Here is a 22,036-nt window from a genome sequence, read left to right on the forward strand (position 1 = left end):
AGAAAGGACTGCACTCACAGTCAGAAATATCACATCAATAAAGTCATGTTGAACATTAATTTGCGTGCGGGGATCGGTAACTTCTGAAAAATGGCTTAGAAAACTCATAATTAACTCGTGTCATCAAAAAAACTATTTGATCACACTAATGATGATAAATATAACGAATTAAATCGATCAGATATCAGAGTAATTTAACAAAAGTACGATCTTGCCCTGACCCTCTTATCGGTCTTACCGTTGAGTGGCTGGACGCGCAAGTTCAAATACGCCATACTGCCGGGCGGTTGTCTGGCATCTGAGAAGCAACAGGTGGCGGGAAGTGTGGCCTGCACAGGATGGACTACCTGTGATGATCCACTCATAAAACCGGCGCCATAGCGGGTATCGTAAATAAAATACCAACTTGTTGGTATGCGCCCCTTGAATAATGTCGCCAGACCCTCATTAACTAAAAAATAACAGGTGTTGGTGTCTGATACGGATACCAGACCACATATTACAATTGAATCGAGATAGTACTTATGGCAATGAATTTTGTACCGCTGGATAAAAATACACATAAAGATCTGAAAGTAGCGGTAGATCCTGCTTTTCCATACGCGAAAAACACCCACCTGGCCGCGGCATCCATTCGTGAATTTGCACAATTAGCCGGCGCTATGCCACTGGTGTTTATCCAGGATCCTAAAACTAATAAACATCACGTTGTAGCAATGCTGGGTATCGAGCCAGGCCAGAACCTGTTTTTACAGGATGGCAAATGGAATGCGCCACATATTCCAATGAACATCATTCGTTACCCGTTCGACGTGCGTCCTGACGGCGATAAGCTGGGCGTTTACATTGATGAAAACAGCGATTTGATTAAAGAAGAAGGTCAGCCATTGTTTAAAGAAGATGGCAACCCATCTGACTTCCTGAACAACCGTCAGCAATTGCTGGGCGACCTGGCTAACAGCGAAATGCTGACCCAGCAGTTCGTGTCAAAAGTGGTTGAACTGGACTTATTAAACCCAATGCAACTGCGCGTTCAGTACAGCAACGGCCAGGGCCGCAACGTTGGTGGCATCCTTACCATCGACGAGAAGAAACTGGTAGAGCTGGCAGACGAGCAAGTGGTAGAACTGCACAGAGCTGGGTTCATGGGCGCACTGTACGCCATGATGCTGTCTTTAGGTCAGCTGAACCGCCTGATCGAGCTTTCTACCAATGCTGAAAGTCCAATCAAAGCCATGCAAATGGAGCCAGCGCCGGCAGAACAAGCCGAGGCTGCACCACAGCAGTAAGCTACTGCACGGCAAAGAAAACCAAAAAGGGTGGGCGAGAGCCCACCTTTTTTATTGATACTCAGTTAACCAGAACCATCCTGTGGAACACCTTTCATGTCACTCACTCTAGTAAATCCCAGCGTAAAATTATCGGCGACCTTAACCGTTGAAATTCCGACACTGACTATCGAAAAGGGGCAGCACACTATTATCAGTGGTCTTAATGGCAGTGGTAAATCGGTACTGGCAGCGGTGCTGGCCGGAGAAGGGAAAGTACTTAGTGGCGAACGGCAATCAGGTGGCCGTTGCGGCTGGGTGAGTGTAGGACAACAACAGGCAGTGATTGAAGCGGAGCGCCGCAAAGACGACGCTGATATCCTTGATGTGGTGCCAGTCCCCAGCACGGCTAAAGAAGTTATCCTGGACGGCCTTACCGACGAACAAAGCGTAACAGAAGCGCTGAACGAATTAGCCGGGTTACTGGGTATTAGCAGCCTGCTTGAGCGGGAGTTTCTTGCCCTGTCCACCGGAGAGACGCGCAAGGTGTTATTAGCCAGGGAGCTGCTTAAGAAACCTGACTGGCTGGTGCTGGATGAGCCCTTTGATGGCCTTGATGTTGAAACGGTAAGCAGATTTGCCCAATACCTTGATAAGCTCAGCACCCGTTGTACGCTGATTATGGTGGTCAATCGGGTAAGTGAAATACCTGTTTGGGCACAGCGCTTGTTGTTCTTACAAAATGGTCGCATCGCCTGGCAAATTGAAGGCGACACGCTTGATGACACTACACTGCAGCCGCTCAGACAAATTATGCATATCCAGCAAAATGTCGAAAAGCTGCCGGAACGCGACAGTGATTGCCATGCGCCCCGGCGCAGCGACCCTAATGCGCCGCTGGTCAGACTGAATAACGGCCGGGTTGCCTGGGGTGACAATGTGGTGTTTGAGCAGCTTAACTGGACTATCTTGCCGGGTGAGCACTGGCAGGTAATTGGCCCGAATGGCTCGGGGAAAACCTGCTTACTGACGCTAATCACCGGTGACAACCCACTTTGTTACAGCAACGATTTGAATGTGTTTGGTTATCAACGCGGCAGTGGCGAGAGCATCTGGGACATAAAACAACACCTCGGCATCATTTCTAACAGTTTGCACCTGCAGTACCGGGTAAACTGCTCAGTTGCAGACGTGGTATGCTCTGGCTTTTACGACAGTATTGGCCTGTACAAAACACCCACCGACAGGCAGCGTCTGCTGTGCCGGGAATGGCTGGTTGCGGTTGGCCTGGAACAAGAGGCGAAAACGCCATTTCAGTCATTATCATTTGGCGATCAGCGTTTACTGCTCATCGTGCGGGCGATGGTGAAACATCCAAGCCTGTTGATTCTTGATGAGCCGTGTAATGGCCTGGATGAGATCAACCGCACCAAGGTGCTGGCCATGCTCGATTTACTGGCCCGGGAGGGCAATACCACGTTGCTGTATGTTAATCATCACAGCGAGGATAAGATCCCGACGATCAAAAACACGCTGAATATGCGCGATTACCAGCCGCAATAACTTTTTTTTCACCGCTGATCTCAGACCTTTTTAGAATTAAATACCCACTTCCCCTTAGCTTTTCTTCTAAGGGAGACGGTTTTTCCCACTTTTTCCCCTTTTTCCTTCTTTCTAATCAGCCACTTCAGCGCAAAGCCCGAAAATAAGGGATTTTCCCCCATTTTGTTACTCGTCCTGTACGGCGCGTTTTTGCTTGACAGTGGGGAGGAATGATACCTAAACTGTCAAAAGTGGGTAAAAGTGGCAAATAGTGGATCATATAATCAACGTTTTGCAGATTAGATCTCATAAAACACGAATAATAAGATCAATACACAAAAGGCTAGGGGAATGTTCCGCGGCGCTAACGCAATCAATCTGGATTCCAAAGGGAGACTGGCTATACCGACAAAGCATCGGCAGCCCCTTCTGGATGATTGTGCCGGACAACTGATCTGCACCATTGACACACAACAAAGCTGTTTGCTGCTTTACCCGCTTCCCGAATGGGAAGAAATCGAACTCAAGCTGAGTAAGTTTTCCAGCAACATTGAGCAGGAAAGACGAAAGATTCGTTTATTACTCGGCTACGCCATCGACTGCGAAATGGATAAGAGCGGTCGTGTGCTCATTCCTGTACCCCTACGTAATCATGCCAAATTAGACAAAGAAATTCTGCTTGTTGGCCAATTAAATAAATTCGAAATCTGGAATTCAGAAATCTGGGCTAAACGTATCGAAGAAGATATGGAAGTTGAGCGTTCTGGTAACTTTGAGCTCACTGAGCGTTTACAGGACTTCTCACTATGACCGCATCGTTTTCGCATACCTCTGTACTCCTGCAGGAATGCCTGGACGGCCTGGCCATCAAACCAGACGGTATTTATATCGATGCCACCTTTGGCCGTGGTGGTCATTCAGGTGAGATACTCAAACAACTGGGCAGCAATGGCCGTTTAATTGCGTTTGATCGCGATCCCCAGGCTATTGAAGCCGCCGACCGGTTTGCTGACGACAAGCGATTTGAGATTGTGCATTCGGCGTTTGGCGACATGGCTGAAGTGATTGCGCAAATGGGCCTGACGCAGCAAATCGATGGCGTATTAATGGATCTGGGGGTGTCTTCACCGCAGTTAGACGACGCTGAGCGTGGTTTTAGCTTCCTGCGCGACGGACCGCTGGATATGCGCATGGATACGTCACGGGGCCTGAGTGCCGCAGACTGGCTGAACAGTGCTGATGAGCAGGATATTACTCAGGTAATTAAAGAGTTTGGCGAAGAAAAATTCGGCAAGCGAATCGCTCATGCGATCGTCAATTACCGTCAGCAGCAACCGCTGGCCCGCACCAGTGAGTTAGTGACTATTATCGACCAGGCTATGCCGGTCAAAGACAAATTCAAGCACCCGGCTACCCGCACTTTTCAGGGCATTCGAATTTACATCAACGCGGAGCTGGAGCAACTGAGGGTGGGGCTTAAAGCCGCAACCGGTATTTTACGTCCGGGCGGGCGTATGGCTGTGATTTCTTTTCACTCGCTGGAAGACCGCCTGGTAAAACGTTTTATGAAGGAGCAGAGCAAGGGCAAAGCATTGCCACCAGGGCTACCGGTAACACAGGCAGAAATCGACGCCGAGAAAGTGTTAACCCTCATTGGCAAAGCCATTAAGCCTGGCGAGGAAGAACTCAAACACAACGTGCGATCCCGCAGCGCGGTACTCAGGGTGGCGGAAAAACGATGACCGGTTCGACGACCAACTTTAATTTCCTCCTCATCCTGGTTACCGAATTGACCCGCCATAAGCTGCGGGTTTTGTTGTTTATAGCGGTTATCGCCAGTGCCCTGGCGGTGATCCTCAGCACGCACCATAATCGCCAGCAAAATATTGCCCTGGAAGAGCTGATGCGAGAGAAAGATCAGTTCGACGTGGAATGGCGAAACCTGGTGCTGGAACAACGTGCCCTAACCGAGCACAACCGAATCGAAGCCATGGTTCAGAAGGAACTCGATATGCATCGTCCTGATGTGGATGACGAGGTTGTGGTGCGGATAAAATGACGGCGATCACATTAAAAAATTCCAAAGCCAGGGCTGGCGGGGCAAAAATTAATACCCGTCCGGGCCCAATGCAGTGGCGCTTTGTACTGGTGGTGGGCATCATTATTCTGGTCTTCCTGATCCTGGCGCTACGTACGGCTTTTATTCAGGTCATCGCCCCTGATGCACTGATTGAACAGGGTGACAGCCGCACCCTGCGAACCCGCAACACCCCGACATACCGCGGACTCATCACCGATCGTAATGGTGTAGAACTGGCCGTAAGTGTGCCGGTGAGAGCTATCTGGGCCGATCCAAAAATTATTAATGAACAAAATGGGCTTAATCAAACCCGCCGCTGGCTGGCGCTGGCCGAAGTGCTGGGGCAGGACGTTGATGAGCTGGTGGGCAAGGTCGGCAACCCGAAACGACGCTTTGTGTATTTGCAGCGTCAGGTTTCGCCGGCGATGGCTGATTATGTCGAAAAACTGGAAATCCCGGGCGTTTACTTGCGTAAGGAATCACGCCGTTATTACCCAACCGGCGAAGTTGCTGCGCAGCTTATCGGTATCACCAATGTGGATGACAAAGGCATTGAGGGACTCGAGCGTTTATATGACGACTGGCTTACCGGTTCGCCGGGTACCCGAAAAATTCGCCGCGATGCAAAAGGGCGTCAGGTGGAAGTGTTGGAGAGCAAGGACGGCGAAGCCGCGGGCAATCTGACACTGACTATCGATCAGCGAATTCAGGCGCTGGCCTATCGTGAAATCAAAGAAGCGATGCTCTACTACCAGGCCAGCTCAGCCTCAGCCATCGTGATTGATGTGCATAGCGGTGACATTCTGGCGATGGTTAACGCGCCATCGTTTAATCCTAATGACCGCAGTGATATCTCGCCGCGGCGGATGCGCAACCGGGTGATTACGGATGCCTTTGAACCCGGTAGTTCATTAAAGCCACTGGCGGTTCTCAGCGCGCTGGAGTTTGGCGCGGTAAAAGTGGGCGATATCGTGGATACCTCGCCTGGCTGGATGCGTCTTGGTGGCAGTCTGGTAAAGGATTTCCGCAATTACGGCAAACTCAGTCTGGCAGAAATCATTCAGCATTCCAGTAATATGGGCACCTCGAAACTGGCTTTGTCGGTACCCAAACCATTCCTGCTGGACACTTATTACAACATGGGCCTGATGTCGGACACCGGCATTAATATGCCCGGCGAGAGCAGCGGGATATTTCACGAACGTAGCCGTTGGTCTGAGTTTGAATTAGCTACCTTATCTTTTGGCTACGGCATTTCCGTCACTACCGCCCAGTTAGCCAGAATGTACTCAACCATAGCATCGGGTGGTATTAAGCGGCCGCTTAACATTGTTAAAAATACCGATAATCAGGCTTACAAGCCCGGTGCCGAGCGGGTGATCAGCGAGCAAAATGCCAAAGCCATTATGGCCATGATGGAAACTGTTACGCAGGAAGATGGTTCCGGGGTTAAAGCCCGGATCCCGGGTTACCGGGTAGCGGGTAAAACCGGTACCAGCCGCAAAGCCGTGGCCGGTGGTTACGGTGAAGAGTACGTTAATATCTTTGCCGGCATAGCCCCGCTTAACGATCCGCAACTGGTTACCGTTGTGCTGATCAACGAACCCGGTGGCGACCTCTATCATGCCGGCGATACCGCTGCGCCGGTGTTCTCTGAAATTATGGGTGGTGCGTTACAGCTGCTGAATATTGCACCGGATGATCGTCAGGTAAGTGCCACACAAGTGGTAGAGAGGTCAACCAATGGTGGTTAACGCGTTTATGCAAAGTCTGCATGCACTGTTGATTAAATTTGGTATTAATGCACCGGATATCCGGGTTCACGGACTTACGCTGGATAGCCGAGAGGTGACACCGAAGCTGGCATTTGTTGCAGTTAAAGGACACAGCCGTGATGGACGTGACTTTATTCCACAAGCCATCAGTCTGGGTGCCCGGGCTATTCTCGCTGAAGCAGAAGAAGCCGGTGAACACGGCCAGGTTATGATGCGTGAACATACGGTTATTGTGAAGGTGTGGGGGCTGGCTGACCTGCTTTCCTCACTGGCAGCGGCGTTTTACGACTATCCGGCCAATAAACTGGCGACCATCGCAGTGACTGGCACCAACGGCAAAACTTCTGTGGTGCAGCTAATTACCCAGATGAAACATCTGCTGGGTCACCGCGCCGCGTCAATTGGTACGCTGGGCAGCGGTATTTACCGGGACGATGCCGACTTTAAGCCACCAGCCAACGGTAATACCACACCTGATGCCATTTCCATGCAGTATTTACTGGCCGAATTTGTGCAGCAGGAAGTTCATCAGGTGGCCTATGAAGCATCATCTCATGCGCTGGTGCAAAATCGCCTCAAACAGGTGAATACCGACATTGCGGTATTTACCAATCTGACCCGGGATCACCTTGATTATCACGGCACCATGGAGGCTTATGCACAGGCAAAGCTAGGCCTGCTGGATTTACCCGGCCTGCATTCGGTGGTGCTTAATTATAATGACGAGGCAAGTCTTGCCTGGGCGAAGAAGGCCAAAAAGTCGATTCAGAAGGTCTGGACCGCCGTGTTGCCAGAACCTGCCCGGGATATGCCAGAAGGTCGCTATTGTTTTGCCACAAATGTGCAATACCATCTCAATGGATGCCAGTTCAGGCTCGCAACATCCTGGGGGACGACCGTGGTACAAACCGATTTACTGGGCCACTTTAATATTGCCAACCTGATGAGCGCCACTGCGGCTCTGCTTTGTCAGGGCGAGCGTTTCGACAATGTGGTGAAAACCATTGAGCAGGTGCAGGCAGTCGCCGGTCGCCTGGAAGTCTTCGAATTTCAGGACAATGCCAATGTGGTGGTGGATTATGCCCACACGCCGGATGCATTGAGTCAGGCACTTAAAGCCCTGCGCCTGCATACCAAAGGTAAGCTCTGGTGTGTGTTTGGCTGTGGTGGTGACCGCGATAAAGGCAAACGGCCATTGATGGCGCAAGCCGCTGAACAAGGTGCCGATGCGCTGGTGATCACCACCGATAACAGTCGGTCAGAATCACCTTCGGCTATTGCTGAGGATATTCGCGCGGGTCTTAATCACCCTGAAAATGCGCAGGATATCCCTGACCGTGAACAGGCCATACGTTATTGCCTGACCAATGCCAACAGCAATGACCTTATTCTGGCTGCAGGCAAAGGGCACGAGAGTTATCAAATTATTGGCGAACAAAAAATAAACTATAACGAACGGGAAGCCATTACCCGTTTGCAGCAGGAGTGCAGCAAATGATTACCAGGTCTTTGATGTGGATAACAGAGCAAATAAAAGGTCGTCTGAGTGGCGAAAACTGCACTGTATCTGCCGTAAGCACTGATACCCGAACCCTTACGCAGGGGGCTGTATATCTGGCGCTTAAGGGCGAGAATTTCGACGGTCACCAATTTGTCGAGGCTGCAGAAGCAGCCGGCGCAGCGGCCGTTATTGCCAGTCAGCCGGTGACTACCGCACTGCCGGTGATTTATGTTGAAGATACCAAACTGGCGCTCGGCCAGCTTGGCGCGGCAGTCAAAGCAGAAGTAAAACCTAAAACAATTGGTATTACCGGCAGCAGTGGTAAAACTACCGTAAAGGAAATGTGCGCGGCTATCTTATCGCGGCGCGGCAATGTGCTGGCTACCGCTGGCAACTTTAACAACGAAATCGGGGTGCCACTCACCTTACTGCGCCTGACTCCGGAACATGAGTACGCGGTAGTGGAAATGGGCGCTAACCATCTCGGTGAGATTGCCTATACCACTGATCTGGTAAAACCGGATGTAGCAACCATTGTCAATGCAGCAGCAGCCCATCTCGAAGGCTTTGGCAGTTTACTCGGTGTGGCCCGGGCTAAAAGCGAAATCTTTAAGGGGCTGGGCGAAAAAGGCCTGGCCATTGTTAACCAGGACAGTCAGTTTGCTGAATTCTGGCTGGGTAAACTGAAATATCAGCCGGTGCAAACCTTTTCGCCGGATAACCATAATGCTCAGGCCGACTTTTATGCTACCGACATCACTATTGATTTGAATGGCTGCGCGGCATTTGAGATGCACTCGGTGCAGGGCAATACTGATATTCGCCTGGCTGTGCCGGGCATGCACAACGTAGGCAATGCACTGGTTGCGGCGGCGCTGACCATGGCCGTTGGGGCTACGCTGGAAGATGTTAAGTATGGCTTGCAGGATATGCAGGCGGTTGGCGGGCGATTAAAAGTAGTGCCGCTCACTGACCAGGTACGGATTCTGGACGACACCTATAACGCCAACGTGGGGTCCGTTAAAGCGGCTATCGACACCCTGGCCAGCTTCTCTGGTCGGCGGGTACTGGTTCTTGGTGATATGGCGGAACTGGGCGAAAAGGCCCGTTACTACCATGAACAGGTTGGCGAATATGCCAAAGAGAAATTCATCGACTGTTTGTACACCTCCGGGGTGCTGAGTCAGAGTGCCTCAACAGCCTTTGGTAAGAATGGCTATCACTTTAGCGAGCAAGCCGCTCTGATCGAGGCGCTGGAACAGGACTTAGGCCATGAGCAAAGAGACTTGACGATTCTGGTGAAAGGCTCTCGCAGCGCGAGAATGGAAAATGTCATAGCGGCGTTGGAGAAATCGCCGCTGGGAAAGCTTAGTCGTCGGCGGGAGAAAATAGCATGTTAATATGGCTCGCCGACTGGCTGACACAATTTGAATCCGGCTTTAACGTCTTCTCGTACCTCACGCTAAGAGCGATCCTGAGTACGCTGACGGCGCTGTTGATTGCCATCATTATTGGGCCGAAGATGATCCGCTGGTTACAACGGATGCAAATCGGTCAAACGGTGCGCACCGATGGCCCTGAGTCGCACTTATCCAAGTCTGGTACGCCCACCATGGGCGGTTTACTCATTCTGGCGGCCATTGTCATCAGTGTGCTGCTATGGGCAGATTTAACCAATACCTATGTGTTGGTAACCTTATTCGTAGTGGTTACCTTTGGCATTATCGGATTTGTCGATGATTACCGAAAAGTAGTGCGTAAGGACTCAAAAGGCCTGATTGCCCGCTGGAAGTATTTCTGGCAATCGGTAATCGCTCTTTGTGTTGCGTTTTATCTGTATTCCTCTGCACAAACCATGGAAGAAACGGCCTTACTGGTGCCGTTCTTTAAAGAGGTACTGCCACAACTGGGCATTTTGTATATCGCCATTGTGTACTTTGCACTGGTAGGCACGAGTAACGCGGTTAACCTGACTGACGGGCTCGATGGCCTGGCCATTGTGCCGACAATCCTGGTCGCCGGGGCTTTTGCTATTTTTGCTTACGTCACCGGTAACGCCAACTTTTCCGGCTATCTGAATATTCCGCATATCCCGCTAACCAGTGAACTGGTTATTGTGTGTACCGCCATTGTGGGTGCCGGGCTGGGCTTTTTATGGTTTAACACCTATCCGGCAATGGTCTTTATGGGCGATGTGGGCTCGCTGGCACTTGGCGGAACGCTGGGCGTGCTGGCGGTGCTGGTACGTCAGGAAATCGTGCTAATTATTATGGGCGGCGTGTTCGTAATGGAAACCGTCTCGGTGATCATGCAGGTAGGCTCTTACAAGCTGCGCGGGCAACGCATTTTTCGCATGGCACCCATTCACCATCATTACGAATTAAAAGGCTGGCCGGAACCCCGGGTGATTGTGCGATTCTGGATCATCTCGTTGATTCTGGTATTGATTGGTTTGGCAACGTTGAAATTACGCTAGGTTATGACTGAAACAGCGCGTTTACCACAGTATGTTATTGCCGGTCTCGGACAGACCGGTCTTTCCTGTGTGCGCTATCTGCTACAACAATCGGTAGCGTTTAAAGTGTGGGACACCCGCGCAGACTACACTGTCGGCGAGGAGCTGGCTGCCCGGGTAAACGCTGATATCACCTGTGGTGAGTTGCCGCAAAATTACTGGCAAGGCGTAACCCATCTGGTATTAAGTCCTGGTATCGCCACCGATTTACCGGAAGTTGCACGGGCCAGACAAGCCGGTGTGAGCGTGATTGGCGATATCGAATTATTTGCCCTGGCAGTTAAGCAGCCGGTAATTGGGATCACGGGCTCCAACGGCAAGACGACAGTGACTCTGCTAACCACTCATATATTACAGCAACTGGGCTTTAATGCGGTGGCGGCCGGCAATGTCGGTTTACCAGCCCTGGATTCTCTGCAGCAAGCAGCGGATGTAACGGTGCTGGAATTATCCAGCTTCCAGTTGGAAACCACCCGCAGTTTAGCGCTCTGGGCTGGGACGATACTTAACATTTCAGCTGACCATCTCGACCGTCATCATACACTGGCCGCTTACAGTGAAGCCAAACAGCGAATTTTTGACCATTGCCAGGTAGCCGTGGTCAACCGCGAAGACAGCAATACCATGCCGATGACGGCCGTCGAAACCAAAATAGCCACCGGCCTCAACCCGGCCAGCGAAGACTTTGGCTGGGATGCGGCCGGGCAAACCATTACTTATAATGGTAAACCCTTACTGGCTCTGGCTGATACCGCACTGGTAGGTTTGCATAATGCATTGAATATTCAGTCCGCACTGGCACTGGTCAGCGTCTTTAGTCAGGATATGACAGCTGCCGCCCAGGCAGTGAAATCTTTTAAGAGTGCGCCGCACCGCTGTACTAAAATAGCCGATGTCGCAGGCGTTAGTTTTATCGACGATTCAAAAGCCACGAATATTGGCGCCACCGAAGCGGCCCTGCAAGGGCTGGCTGGTAGCGTCACTGGTAAATTGCTTCTGATTGCCGGTGGCGATGCGAAAGGTGCTGATTTAAGCGAATTAGCCCCTGCGTTAACAGAGCATGTGGATGTGGTGATTGCGCTTGGCAAAGATGGACAGGTACTCAGTGATATAGCTGAGCAAGGCTACTATGTTGAAAGTCTTGAGCGTGCTGTTCAGCAGGCGTTTCTACTTGCGAAACCTGGCGATACGGTGCTGTTATCGCCGGCCTGTGCCAGCCTGGATATGTTCAATAATTACCAGCACCGGGCCGAGGTTTTCCAGCAGGCGGTAAAGGAGTTATCCGCATGAATGCTGTAACTTCCCAGCTCGCTGGTCTTTTCGCTGCGCGCCACGATAAGCCAAACACCAGTGCTCCGGCGTTCGACGGTGGCATTGTGTTAGTGGCGTTTGCTCTGATGGCGATTGGTCTCATTATTGTAACCTCTGCTTCCATGCCGGTTGCCGACCGCCTCCATGACAATCCGTTTTATTTCTCAATTCGTCACGGTATTTACCTGATTGCCGCCATTATCGCTGCCATGATTACGGTGCAGTTACCCATGCAATTCTGGCGGGTGACCAACCCCTATATGCTACTGGCTGCCATAGGCCTGCTGGTGGCGGTGCTGCTGATTGGCAGAAACGTTAATGGTTCAACTCGCTGGCTGGTTGTCGGGCCTATTACAGTGCAGGCCGCGGAACCGGCGAAGCTGTTTTTCTTCTGTTATTTGGCGGGCTATATGGTCCGGCGTTACGATGAAGTCACAGAGAATCTGAAAGGCTTTATTAAGCCGCTGGTCGTGTTCTTTATTCTGGCATTGCTGTTACTGGCACAACCCGATCTGGGCACTGTAGTAGTAATGCTGGCTACCACCATGGGGCTGTTGTTTTTAGCCGGTGCTAAACTGTGGCAGTTTTTCGCTTTACTGTTTGCCGGGGTGTTAGCCGTGGTCGCCCTGATTGTGGATTCAGAGTACCGGCTGGCAAGGGTTACCTCGTTCTGGGATCCCTGGGCCGATCCATTCGGCAGCGGCTATCAGCTGACCCAGTCTTTAATGGCTTACGGGCGGGGTAACTGGTTTGGACAGGGACTGGGCAACAGTTTACAAAAGCTTGAATTCCTGCCTGAAGCGCACACTGACTTTGTTATGGCCATTTTAGCCGAAGAGTTAGGATTCACCGGGGTCATGGTGGTGCTGCTACTGATGTTATGGCTGGTTATCCGGGCGCTACAAATTGGTAATCAGGCGCTGGCCAGTGAACGGGCATTTGAAGGCTTTCTGGCCTATGCCATTGGCATTTGGTTCAGTTTCCAGACCGCAGTAAACATTGGTGCCAGCGCCGGTATCCTGCCCACCAAAGGGTTAACGCTGCCACTGGTGAGTTACGGTGGTTCAAGTTTAATTATCATGTCGGTTACCGTGGCTGTGCTGTTACGGATTGATTTTGAATTACGGGTTGCTGGCGTTCAGGCGCTGGATAAAGGCCGCAAGCGGGAAGGCAAAGCTAAAGTGAAGGCGGCTATGAAACCGCTTCAGGCTAACGACCAGGATTTATCCCAGGAGCCGGACGATGAGTAAACGTTGTCTGGTGATGGCGGGTGGTACCGGCGGGCATGTATTTCCCGGCATTGCGGTGGCCAATGAATTGCAGCGGCGCGGCTGGCACATCGACTGGCTGGGTACGGCAGAACGTATGGAAGCCCAGGTGGTACCGGCCCATGGCTTCCCGATTCACTTTATCCCGGTTAAAGGGTTGCGTGGTAAAGGTCTTGCTGCCCGGGTATCGGGGTTACTGGCGCTGATTAAATCCTTGTTTAACGCCCGCAAAGTGCTGCAAAAACTGAAACCGGATGTGGTCATCGGGATGGGCGGTTATGCCAGTGGGCCAGGCGGCGTTGCGGCGAAGAGCCTCGGCATTCCGATTGTCATCCACGAACAAAATGCGGTGCCTGGCATGACTAACAAGTTACTTGCCCGCATTGCTAAAAAAGTCATGCTTGGGTTTGCTTCGGCGGCTCCGTACTTCGCCGGTGCTAAAATAAAATGCCAGGCCGTGGGCAACCCGGTGCGGGACGAGATTCTCGCCATTGAGCCTAAACGTCAAACCTCACAACCCATGCGTATGCTGGTGGTGGGCGGCAGTTTAGGGGCGCGGCCACTGAACGAACAGCTGCCGGTGATCTGCCAGTCTTTTCCTGAACTACAGATTCGCCATCAGTGTGGTAAAGGCAACGAACAAACCGTACGCAGTGCCTATGGCGACAAGCCGGTGACCGTGAATGAATTTATTACTGATATGGCCGAGGCTTATCAGTGGGCTGATTTTGTTGTCTGTCGGGCCGGAGCGCTGACTGTGGCAGAAGTTGCCGGTGCCGGTAAACCGGCCATTTTTGTGCCGCTGCCCCATGCCGTAGACGACCATCAAACCCTGAATGCGCGCTATCTGGCCGACCAGAATGCCGCCAAAGTGGTGGCACAATCGGCACTTAGCCAGGAATTACCGGTGATTCTGCGTGACTGGCTGGAAAATCCTGATGACTGTGTCAGGATGGCGGCCAGCGCAAAGCAGTTTGCACCTTACAATGCAGCTCAGCAGGTGGCAGATGCCTGTGAAGCTTTAACTAAAGAGAGATTGCGGTAGATGGTATTGGAAACGCCTTTTCAAAGTCCCCAGATGCGAAAGATTACGCGCATATTTTTTGTCGGGATTGGCGGTGCCGGCATGGGCGGGATCGCCGAAGTGCTGTTGAATGAAGGCTACGATATTGCCGGTTCTGACATCCAGACCGGTGCCATGACCGAGCGCCTGACCGCGCTGGGCGCGGATATTGCCATTGGCCATCGCGCTGAAAATGTGGTGGATGCCAACGTTGTAGTGGTATCCAGTGCCATCAACGAGGCTAATCCCGAGATTCAGTATGCCCGGGAAAAACGTATCCCGATTATCCGACGCGCTGAAATGCTGGCTGAATTAATGCGTTTCCGCCATGGCATTGCGGTGGCTGGTACCCATGGTAAAACCACCACTACCAGTCTTATTGCCACCATTTTTGCCGAGGCCGGGCGCGACCCTACTTTTGTGATTGGTGGTTTGCTTAACAGCGCCGGCACTAATGCAAGACTCGGCAGCAGTCGTTATTTAATTGCCGAAGCGGATGAGAGTGATGCTTCGTTTCTGCACCTTCAGCCGATGATGAGTGTGGTGACCAACATCGAAGCTGACCATATGGAAACCTATGGCGGTGACTTCAGTAAAATGACCGACACCTACATTGAATTTTTACATAACCTGCCGTTTTACGGGCAAGCCGTAGTGTGTGGTGATGATCAGGTCATCCGTTCGCTGTTGCCGCAAATCGGTCGCAGCGTGATCACTTACGGTATAGCCGAAGACAACGACGTGTACGCCAGCGATATTCACTACAGCTTTGGTTCGGCCCATTTTTCCGTCCATCGCCCGGACCGAGAGCCACTGGCTATAAAGCTGAATCAGACCGGTAAGCATAACGTGTTAAATGCGCTGGCTGCCATTACCGTAGCGACCGAAGAAGGCATAGACGATGAGTCTGTGCAGGCCGCGCTGGCCGGTTTCGGCGGCATTGGCCGCCGTTTTGAGGTGCTCGGACAGTTTGACACCAGTGTGGGAGAGGTGACCCTGGTGGACGATTACGGCCACCATCCAACGGAAGTGGCGGCGACCATTGAAGCGGCCCGCAACAACTGGCCGGAGCAACGCCTGGTAATGATTTATCAACCGCACCGTTACACCCGAACCCGTGATTTGTACGAAGACTTCGTGGAAGTACTGTCTCAGGTGGATTGTTTATTACTGCTGGATGTTTATGCGGCCAGCGAACAGCCTATTGATGGTGCAGACAGTCGTTCACTGGCGCGCTCGATACGTGCCCGCGGCCAGTTAGAGCCGGTTTATGTCAGCGATCACGGTGAACTGCCTGCGATTCTCGCTAATCAGTTGCAGGAAGGTGATATTGTGATGACGCAGGGCGCCGGTAACGTAGGCCAGCTGGCCAGGAAACTGGCGGCGATGCAGTTAAACCCGCAACTGATGCAGCAGGAGGAGCCGTAATGGCCTTTAAAACTTATGCCCCGCAAGCCTTCGGGCGTGTTGCTGTAATGTACGGCGGCGACTCTGCTGAGCGGGAAGTTTCCTTGCGCTCCGGCGAGACCGTTTTAAAAGCCCTTACAGAAGCCGGCGTAGAGGCCATCGCTTTCGATACAGCTGAGCGTCAACTAGTTGAATTGATTGATGAAAAAGTCGATCGTGTACTGATAATGTTACATGGTCGTGGCGGCGAAGATGGCAGCATGCAAGGGGCTTTACAGCAGCTCAAAATACCTTACACAGGTAGCTCCGTACTGGGTTCTGCACTGGCCATGGACAAGATCCATAGTAAGCAAATCTGGCAATGCCTGAATATTCCCACCGCGAAATATGAAATTGCTGTAAAAAGTCGCTTTGAAGCTGGATCATGCGGCGCTATAATGAATAAATTAGGGGGAAAAGTCATGGTTAAACCGGCTCGGGAAGGTTCGAGCATCGGGATGGCCAAAGTGACTAGCGCTAAACAACTCGCGACTGCCATACAAGACGCATTCAAATACGATAATACAGTCTTGTTGGAGCAGTATATTGAAGGACCTGAATATACCGTTGCCGTTGTGCAAGGTCAGGCTTTACCTTCGATCCGCATGTCAACCCCGCATATATTTTACGATTATTCGGCTAAGTATCAGGATAATACGACCGAATATTTTTGCCCGAGTGGTTTGTCTGATGAAGACGAGCAATATCTGGCAACGCTGTGTGCATCTGCATTTGAAGCGCTATCGGCCACTGGCTGGGGGCGGGTAGATGTGATGCAGGACAAACAATCTGGTGAGTTTTATTTGCTTGAGGCCAATACGGCGCCGGGTATGACTGAGAAAAGTCTGGTTCCCAAGGCCGCGGCTGCAGCCGGGATTAGTTTTACAGACTTAGTATTAGCGATTCTGGCTACCAGTATGGAGTAACCCGAGAATGTCAGCAGAACAACACCAGGCGCCCTGGGGCGGCATTGCTTTTTTAGCTGTGTTGGTGGTGTTGCTAATAAGCGGTGGCATTCATACCTACAACTGGATGCAGGACGAGCAACAGGCACCGGTGCAGGTCATTGACTTCTCCGGGCAGTTTGAACAACTGGACGTACTGAAACTGGAGCGGCTTATCCGGCAGTCTCAGCCAGGCAGCTTTTTTGCGCTGGATGTCAACGACATTCACCGGCTGCTGGAAGAACAGGCCTGGGTGTACCGGGCGTCGGTACGCAAACAGTGGCCTAACCGGCTAAAGGTATACCTGGTGGAGCAAACACCGGTAGCCAGATGGAATGAAGATTTAATGCTCAACCCTTATGGCGAAAGCTTTAACGCTGAGGGTAAAAATTTAGGCTTACCGCGCCTGTTTGGCCCGGGCGGCAGTGAGAAAACGGCATTAGAAGGATTTAACGCCATGCAGCGGTTACTGCGTAGCCGGCAACTGGATATTGAAGAGTTGTCGTTATCAGAGCGCTTTGCCTGGCAGGTACAACTGGTAAACGGGATTGAGATAAACCTTGGTCGACAGGAGTTTATCGACCGTTTACAACGATTTGTGGATGTTTACCCGTTACTGAGTGAACAACCTAAGGGTGTTAGTTACGTGGATTTACGTTACGACACAGGGCTGGCCGTAGGCTGGCAAAATGAAACTGATACTAATCAGACTAAAAGTTAATAAGAGATAAGCGGCATATGTCTAAACCGGCAGAACGTAATTTGATTGTAGGACTGGATATCGGCACCAGCCGTGTAAAGGCCGTCCTCGGCGAGTTACTCGACGATGAGCAAATCAGTATCGTAGGTGTCGGTACCCATCCTGCCCGTGGTATGGACAAGGGTGGTGTGAACGATTTGAACCTGGTGGTGAAGTCTGTTCAAAGTGCAGTAAACGAAATGGAACTGATGGCCGATTGTCAGGTCTCTTCTGTGTTTATGTCGATTTCCGGACGGCACGTGAAATGCCAGAACGAAAGTGGCATGGTGCCAATTAATAATCAGGAAGTGACCCAGGAAGATGTTGATAACGTGGTTCATGCGGCGCGCTCGGTTCCTATTGCGGCAGAACGTCGGTTACTGCATGTATTGCCACAGGAATTTACTATCGATGTGCAAGAAGGTATTAAAAATCCGATTGGCATGTCCGGGGTAAGAATGGAGGCCGAGGCCCATATTATTACCTGTGCCGATGATATGGCGAAAAACCTGGTGAAATGTATCGAGCGCTGCGAGCTGCAGGCCGATCAAATCATTTTCTCAGCGCTGGCATCCAGTTATGCCGTGCTGACAGATGATGAGCGGGAGCTCGGTGTCTGTGTAGTGGATATCGGTGCCGGCACAATGGATATTGTGATCTACACTGATGGTGCCATTCGTTATACCGCGGTGGTGCCCTTAGCTGGTAATCAGATTACCAGCGATATTGCAAAAATCTTCAGAACGCCGATTAGCAACGCTGAAGAAATAAAAGTTAACTATGCCTGCGCGCTAAAAGACATGGTTAGCATGGAAGAGAGTATTGAGGTACCCAGCGTTGGCGGTCGTCCGGCGCGGGTAATGTCTCGTCATACTCTGGCAGAGGTCATAGAACCTCGGTATCAGGAATTGTTTGAACTGATACATAAAGAAATTAAAAACAGTGGTTTTGAAGAGCAGATCGCTGCGGGCCTGGTGTTAACTGGCGGTACCGCAAAGATGGAAGGGGCTGTTGAAATCGCTGAAGAAATTTTCCAAATGCCGGTGCGGGTGGGTAGTCCGCTGAATATGGTTGGCTTGTCGGAATATACTGACGATGCCAGTTTCGCAACGGCAGTGGGGTTACTCCACTATGGAAAGATGCAAGCAGATAATAAAAAAACGAGCAAGCAACGCGTAGCGGATGGTTTATTCAAGCGCGTGCAAAGCTGGTTTAAAGGTGAATTTTAAATTTTAGGGGGCGCTTAGGTTTATCAGCGAGAGTCATGGAATGCTCAATATGCAGGTGAACTCAAGTGTTATAAAGACGTACAGAACCGGAGAGTAAGTATGTTTGAATTAATGGATAGCCACGGCGAAGAAGCCGTAATCAAAGTCATCGGTGTCGGTGGCGGCGGTGGCAATGCGGTTGAGCACATGGTGTCTCAGAGCATTGAAGGCGTAGAATTTATTGCAGTAAACACCGACGCACAGGTGTTACGTAGCTCTTCTGCAGATGTCACTCTGCAGATTGGCTCTAATGTGACGAAAGGTCTTGGTGCAGGTGCTGATCCTAATAAGGGTCGCGAAGCCGCACAGGAAGATCGCGAAACTATCCGCCAGGCGCTGGATGGTGCTGATATGGTATTTATCACCGCAGGTATGGGTGGTGGTACTGGTACCGGTGCCGCGCCGGAAGTGGCCAAGATTGCCCGTGAAATGGGCATCCTGACTGTTGCTGTGGTTACCAAGCCGTTTCCATTTGAGGGTAAAAAGCGCACTGATTTTGCTAACCAGGGCACTGATGAACTGGCTCGCAACGTAGACTCGCTGATCACTATTCCCAATGAGAAGTTGCTCAAAGTGATGGGCCCGGGTACGCCGCTGTTACAAGCGTTTAGTGCTGCTAATGACGTATTACGTGGTGCCGTGCAGGGGATTGCTGAACTGATCACCCGCCCTGGTTTGATCAACGTGGATTTCGCCGACGTACGTACTGTAATGTCTGAAATGGGTAAAGCCATGATGGGCAGCGGTGCAGCCTCAGGCCCGGACCGTGCTGAAGAAGCTGCAGAAGCAGCGATTGCCAGCCCGCTTCTGGAAGATATCGATCTGTCTGGTGCACGTGGAATTCTGGTGAATATCACCGCGGGCCCTGATTTCGCCATTGACGAGTTCGAAACGGTGGGTAATGCGGTTAAAGCATTTGCCTCCGAAAACGCTACGGTAGTAGTGGGTACCGTTATCGACATGGAAATGACCGAAGAACTGCGGGTGACTGTAGTAGCAACCGGCATTGGTGCGGAGCGTAAGCCCGACATCTCGCTGGTGAGCTCTGAAGGTTCACGCCTGAGTGCTTCAGCCCGTGAGTTTCAGTCCAGCGGTGAATCCCGTGCGGTAGGCGGTACTGAAGGTAACCAGGCGCTTAAAGCAGATGAAAATGCGCAGCCTGGTAATGACCTTGAATACCTGGATATTCCGGCTTTCCTGCGTAAGCAAGCGGACTAGAACGGTAAACAAAAATTTACAGGGTACTTGGTCAAAAGGTTAAAGTTGTTCATAAAATAACCGATGATTTTGACAAGTAAGTGATGGCTAACTATAATGTTCGGCCGCTTTAGGTTAGGTGTTTTTTAAAGCCATGATTAGACAACGTACAATTAAACATGCAGTCCAGGAAACTGGCATAGGTTTGCACAAAGGGGACAAGGTCACGATGACTCTCCGGCCTGCGCCTGCGAACACGGGAATCGTGTTTCGGCGTATTGACCTTGAACCGCATGTGGACATTCACTCTCGCGCTAACGCGGTAGGGAATACCATGTTGTGTACCTGTCTGAATAATGACGACGGTGTGAGCATTCATACCGTTGAGCACTTAGCTTCAGCATTAGCCGGACTGGGTATCGATAACATCATTGTTGAAGTTAACAGCAATGAACTGCCTATTATGGATGGCAGTGCGAGTCCGTTTGTGTTCCTGCTGCAGTCGGCTGGTATTGAAGAATTGAACGCGCCTAAGCGCTTTATTCGCATTACTAAACCCGTTCGTGTGGAAGACGGCGACAAATGGGCAGAACTACGTCCGTATGACGGCTTCCGGGTTGATTTCCAAATTGACTTTGAACATCCGGTTATCAGCCAGACCCGTCAGCACATGGTAATGGATTTTGATTCCTGCTCTTATGTGAGTGAAGTGAGCCGTGCCCGTACCTTTGGTTTTATGCGCGATCTGGAATACATGAACGCCAACAATCTGGCTCTCGGTGGCAGTATGGAAAATGCCGTCGCGCTGGATGACTATCGGGTACTGAACCCGGAAGGTCTGCGTTATGATGATGAATTCCTGAAGCATAAAATTCTCGACGCCATTGGTGACCTGTATTTAGGTGGTCACAGCATCATTGGTGAATTGGCGGCGTATAAAACGGGTCATGGACTTAACAATAAGTTGCTGAATGCGGTACTCGCTCAGCGTGATTGTTGGGAGTACATCACCTATGAGTCTCAGGACGAAGCGCCAATTCGCTATGCGCAACCCGCTCTGGCCTAATACTTTATGCTGAAAAAGCCGCCCTCGTGGCGGCTTTTTTGTTGTTTAATAGGGGCGAATGTCGCTAGAATAGCGAACCATAACAATTAAGCTGGCTGTCATTGCACCGCGGCTCAGAGCAGAACGATAAATAAGACGTCAAAATGAAACTAACAGTGACATTTATTGGTAAGCATAAACGCATCAGGCGCAGCATCAGTGTGCGCTCGATCGTGAGCCTTACCGTGTTATCGTCACTGTTTGTTCTTGTATCCAGCCGTTCTACCGACTCCTCCTTTGAAAACCTCGCCCGCGTAAAAGTTGCGCAGAATATTCTGGAAGCCGAGCAGCAGCAGGTAGATTCCCTTGCTGCCGCAACCGATGAACAGGTTAAGGCATTGGCGGCGCAACTGATGGCAATGCAAAATTCGCTGGATAAAATAGACGCGAAAACTCAGGTACTGGCCAAAGCAATGGGTGTGGATGAGCAGTCGGTGGGCGATTTCGGACTGGCATCAGCCACCATAAATAGTCAGCTGGAAGACGAAGAACGGCGGTTGTTATCGCCGATAAAAGCATTAAGCAGTCAGTTAAAGCACAAGCAGCAGCAACTGGCCGCACTTGAAAGATTGGTTACCGGGCACCATATAGATGAACAGATTAGTTTGTCGGGACGCCCGATAGAGACAGGATGGTTATCATCCTACTATGGCATGCGTACGGATCCCTTTACCGGACAACCGGCCATGCACAACGGATTAGACTTTGCTGGTGAAGTAGGCAACGATGTTGTTGCCACCGCGGCAGGCATAGTGACCTGGTCAGGCGATCGGTACGGTTACGGACATCTCGTGGAAATAGAACACGGCGATGGTTTAGTAACGCGCTATGGCCACAATCAGACTCTGCTGGTTAATAAGGGTGATTTGGTTACGAAGGGCCAGGTCATCGCGCTAATGGGGAGTACCGGACGTTCTACCGGCGCCCATGTCCATTACGAAGTCATTAAAGCAGGTCAGAAAGTCGATCCACTCCCTTACGTTTACAAAAAATAGCGTAAGCCTCTATTACACG

Annotated in this window: 19 protein-coding genes; all 19 read left to right on the forward strand. The window is 51.1% G+C overall.

Annotation, left to right across the window (positions count from 1 at the left end; all coding sequences use genetic code 11):
• The first annotated feature begins 524 nt into the window (after positions 1–524).
• The 19 genes from C6Y40_RS09055 (at position 525) to C6Y40_RS09145 (ending at position 22,017) form a co-directional block, all read left to right on the forward strand.
• Positions 525–1,289 carry a SapC family protein gene (locus tag C6Y40_RS09055; RefSeq protein ID WP_105934318.1) on the forward strand — a complete coding sequence of 255 codons (765 nt, stop codon included), beginning with the start codon at positions 525–527 and terminating at the stop codon, positions 1,287–1,289.
• Positions 1,290–1,385: 96 nt separating this feature from the next.
• Complete coding sequence (modF, locus tag C6Y40_RS09060; protein ID WP_105934319.1) at positions 1,386–2,831, forward strand: molybdate ABC transporter ATP-binding protein ModF; 1,446 nt, start codon at positions 1,386–1,388, stop codon at positions 2,829–2,831.
• Between the two features lie 330 nt (positions 2,832–3,161).
• Positions 3,162–3,620, forward strand: coding sequence for a division/cell wall cluster transcriptional repressor MraZ (gene mraZ, locus C6Y40_RS09065; protein WP_105934320.1), 459 nt, complete (start codon positions 3,162–3,164; stop codon positions 3,618–3,620).
• A complete protein-coding gene (rsmH, locus tag C6Y40_RS09070; RefSeq protein WP_105934321.1) occupies positions 3,617–4,552 on the forward strand; it encodes a 16S rRNA (cytosine(1402)-N(4))-methyltransferase RsmH in 936 nt (311 codons plus the stop codon). Before mraZ ends, rsmH begins: the two co-directional genes overlap by 4 nt.
• The gene (ftsL, locus tag C6Y40_RS09075) at positions 4,549–4,869 is read left to right on the forward strand and encodes a cell division protein FtsL (protein WP_105934322.1); all 321 of its coding nucleotides are present in this window, start codon (positions 4,549–4,551) and stop codon (positions 4,867–4,869) included. The genes rsmH and ftsL overlap by 4 nt, the downstream gene beginning before the upstream one ends.
• On the forward strand, positions 4,866–6,644 hold the full coding sequence (locus C6Y40_RS09080) for a penicillin-binding transpeptidase domain-containing protein (protein WP_105934323.1): 1,779 nt from the start codon (positions 4,866–4,868) through the stop codon (positions 6,642–6,644). The genes ftsL and C6Y40_RS09080 overlap by 4 nt, the downstream gene beginning before the upstream one ends.
• Positions 6,634–8,163, forward strand: a complete 1,530-nt coding sequence (locus C6Y40_RS09085; protein WP_105934324.1) for a UDP-N-acetylmuramoyl-L-alanyl-D-glutamate--2,6-diaminopimelate ligase — start codon at positions 6,634–6,636, stop codon at positions 8,161–8,163. The genes C6Y40_RS09080 and C6Y40_RS09085 overlap by 11 nt, the downstream gene beginning before the upstream one ends.
• Complete coding sequence (gene murF, locus C6Y40_RS09090) at positions 8,160–9,566, forward strand: UDP-N-acetylmuramoyl-tripeptide--D-alanyl-D-alanine ligase (RefSeq protein ID WP_105934325.1); 1,407 nt, start codon at positions 8,160–8,162, stop codon at positions 9,564–9,566. Before C6Y40_RS09085 ends, murF begins: the two co-directional genes overlap by 4 nt.
• Positions 9,560–10,642 carry a phospho-N-acetylmuramoyl-pentapeptide-transferase gene (mraY, locus tag C6Y40_RS09095; RefSeq protein WP_105934326.1) on the forward strand — a complete coding sequence of 361 codons (1,083 nt, stop codon included), beginning with the start codon at positions 9,560–9,562 and terminating at the stop codon, positions 10,640–10,642. The genes murF and mraY overlap by 7 nt, the downstream gene beginning before the upstream one ends.
• Before the next feature lie 3 nt (positions 10,643–10,645).
• Positions 10,646–11,971 (forward strand): UDP-N-acetylmuramoyl-L-alanine--D-glutamate ligase, encoded by a 1,326-nt coding sequence (gene murD, locus C6Y40_RS09100; RefSeq protein WP_105934327.1) that lies wholly within the window; start codon positions 10,646–10,648, stop codon positions 11,969–11,971.
• Positions 11,968–13,242, forward strand: a complete 1,275-nt coding sequence (ftsW, locus tag C6Y40_RS09105; RefSeq protein WP_105934328.1) for a cell division protein FtsW — start codon at positions 11,968–11,970, stop codon at positions 13,240–13,242. The genes murD and ftsW overlap by 4 nt, the downstream gene beginning before the upstream one ends.
• Complete coding sequence (gene murG, locus C6Y40_RS09110) at positions 13,235–14,305, forward strand: undecaprenyldiphospho-muramoylpentapeptide beta-N-acetylglucosaminyltransferase (protein WP_105934329.1); 1,071 nt, start codon at positions 13,235–13,237, stop codon at positions 14,303–14,305. Before ftsW ends, murG begins: the two co-directional genes overlap by 8 nt.
• Positions 14,306–15,751: a UDP-N-acetylmuramate--L-alanine ligase gene (gene murC / locus C6Y40_RS09115; protein ID WP_105934330.1), complete on the forward strand. Its 1,446-nt coding sequence runs from the start codon at positions 14,306–14,308 to the stop codon at positions 15,749–15,751. It abuts the gene before it with no gap.
• Positions 15,751–16,695, forward strand: a complete 945-nt coding sequence (locus tag C6Y40_RS09120; RefSeq protein ID WP_105934331.1) for a D-alanine--D-alanine ligase — start codon at positions 15,751–15,753, stop codon at positions 16,693–16,695. The genes murC and C6Y40_RS09120 overlap by 1 nt, the downstream gene beginning before the upstream one ends.
• A gap of 7 nt (positions 16,696–16,702) precedes the next feature.
• Entirely contained in the window at positions 16,703–17,434 is a 732-nt protein-coding gene (locus tag C6Y40_RS09125; protein WP_105934332.1) for a cell division protein FtsQ/DivIB, read from the forward strand.
• Positions 17,435–17,451: 17 nt separating this feature from the next.
• Entirely contained in the window at positions 17,452–18,681 is a 1,230-nt protein-coding gene (ftsA, locus tag C6Y40_RS09130; RefSeq protein ID WP_105934333.1) for a cell division protein FtsA, read from the forward strand.
• 99 nt (positions 18,682–18,780) lie between these two features.
• Positions 18,781–19,938: a cell division protein FtsZ gene (gene ftsZ, locus C6Y40_RS09135; protein WP_105934334.1), complete on the forward strand. Its 1,158-nt coding sequence runs from the start codon at positions 18,781–18,783 to the stop codon at positions 19,936–19,938.
• Positions 19,939–20,071: 133 nt separating this feature from the next.
• Positions 20,072–20,983 carry a UDP-3-O-acyl-N-acetylglucosamine deacetylase gene (gene lpxC, locus C6Y40_RS09140; RefSeq protein WP_105934392.1) on the forward strand — a complete coding sequence of 304 codons (912 nt, stop codon included), beginning with the start codon at positions 20,072–20,074 and terminating at the stop codon, positions 20,981–20,983.
• Between the two features lie 143 nt (positions 20,984–21,126).
• Positions 21,127–22,017: a M23 family metallopeptidase gene (locus C6Y40_RS09145; RefSeq protein WP_105934335.1), complete on the forward strand. Its 891-nt coding sequence runs from the start codon at positions 21,127–21,129 to the stop codon at positions 22,015–22,017.
• The last annotated feature ends 19 nt before the right edge of the window (positions 22,018–22,036 follow it).

The sequence above is a fragment of the Marisediminitalea alba genome, assembly GCF_002993365.1.
Classification (GTDB): Bacteria; Pseudomonadota; Gammaproteobacteria; order Enterobacterales; family Alteromonadaceae; genus Alteromonas; species Alteromonas alba.

Coding starts and splice junctions, on each gene's coding strand:
- C6Y40_RS09055 (WP_105934318.1), top strand. CDS start 525: ATGGCAATGAATTTTGTACCGCTGGATAAAAATACACATAAAGATCTG.
- modF (WP_105934319.1), top strand. CDS start 1,386: ATGTCACTCACTCTAGTAAATCCCAGCGTAAAATTATCGGCGACCTTA.
- murD (WP_105934327.1), top strand. CDS start 10,646: ATGACTGAAACAGCGCGTTTACCACAGTATGTTATTGCCGGTCTCGGA.
- C6Y40_RS09080 (WP_105934323.1), top strand. CDS start 4,866: ATGACGGCGATCACATTAAAAAATTCCAAAGCCAGGGCTGGCGGGGCA.
- C6Y40_RS09085 (WP_105934324.1), top strand. CDS start 6,634: ATGGTGGTTAACGCGTTTATGCAAAGTCTGCATGCACTGTTGATTAAA.
- ftsW (WP_105934328.1), top strand. CDS start 11,968: ATGAATGCTGTAACTTCCCAGCTCGCTGGTCTTTTCGCTGCGCGCCAC.
- murC (WP_105934330.1), top strand. CDS start 14,306: ATGGTATTGGAAACGCCTTTTCAAAGTCCCCAGATGCGAAAGATTACG.
- C6Y40_RS09120 (WP_105934331.1), top strand. CDS start 15,751: ATGGCCTTTAAAACTTATGCCCCGCAAGCCTTCGGGCGTGTTGCTGTA.
- mraY (WP_105934326.1), top strand. CDS start 9,560: ATGTTAATATGGCTCGCCGACTGGCTGACACAATTTGAATCCGGCTTT.
- C6Y40_RS09145 (WP_105934335.1), top strand. CDS start 21,127: ATGAAACTAACAGTGACATTTATTGGTAAGCATAAACGCATCAGGCGC.
- mraZ (WP_105934320.1), top strand. CDS start 3,162: ATGTTCCGCGGCGCTAACGCAATCAATCTGGATTCCAAAGGGAGACTG.
- C6Y40_RS09125 (WP_105934332.1), top strand. CDS start 16,703: ATGTCAGCAGAACAACACCAGGCGCCCTGGGGCGGCATTGCTTTTTTA.
- murF (WP_105934325.1), top strand. CDS start 8,160: ATGATTACCAGGTCTTTGATGTGGATAACAGAGCAAATAAAAGGTCGT.
- ftsL (WP_105934322.1), top strand. CDS start 4,549: ATGACCGGTTCGACGACCAACTTTAATTTCCTCCTCATCCTGGTTACC.
- rsmH (WP_105934321.1), top strand. CDS start 3,617: ATGACCGCATCGTTTTCGCATACCTCTGTACTCCTGCAGGAATGCCTG.
- ftsA (WP_105934333.1), top strand. CDS start 17,452: ATGTCTAAACCGGCAGAACGTAATTTGATTGTAGGACTGGATATCGGC.
- murG (WP_105934329.1), top strand. CDS start 13,235: ATGAGTAAACGTTGTCTGGTGATGGCGGGTGGTACCGGCGGGCATGTA.
- ftsZ (WP_105934334.1), top strand. CDS start 18,781: ATGTTTGAATTAATGGATAGCCACGGCGAAGAAGCCGTAATCAAAGTC.
- lpxC (WP_105934392.1), top strand. CDS start 20,072: ATGATTAGACAACGTACAATTAAACATGCAGTCCAGGAAACTGGCATA.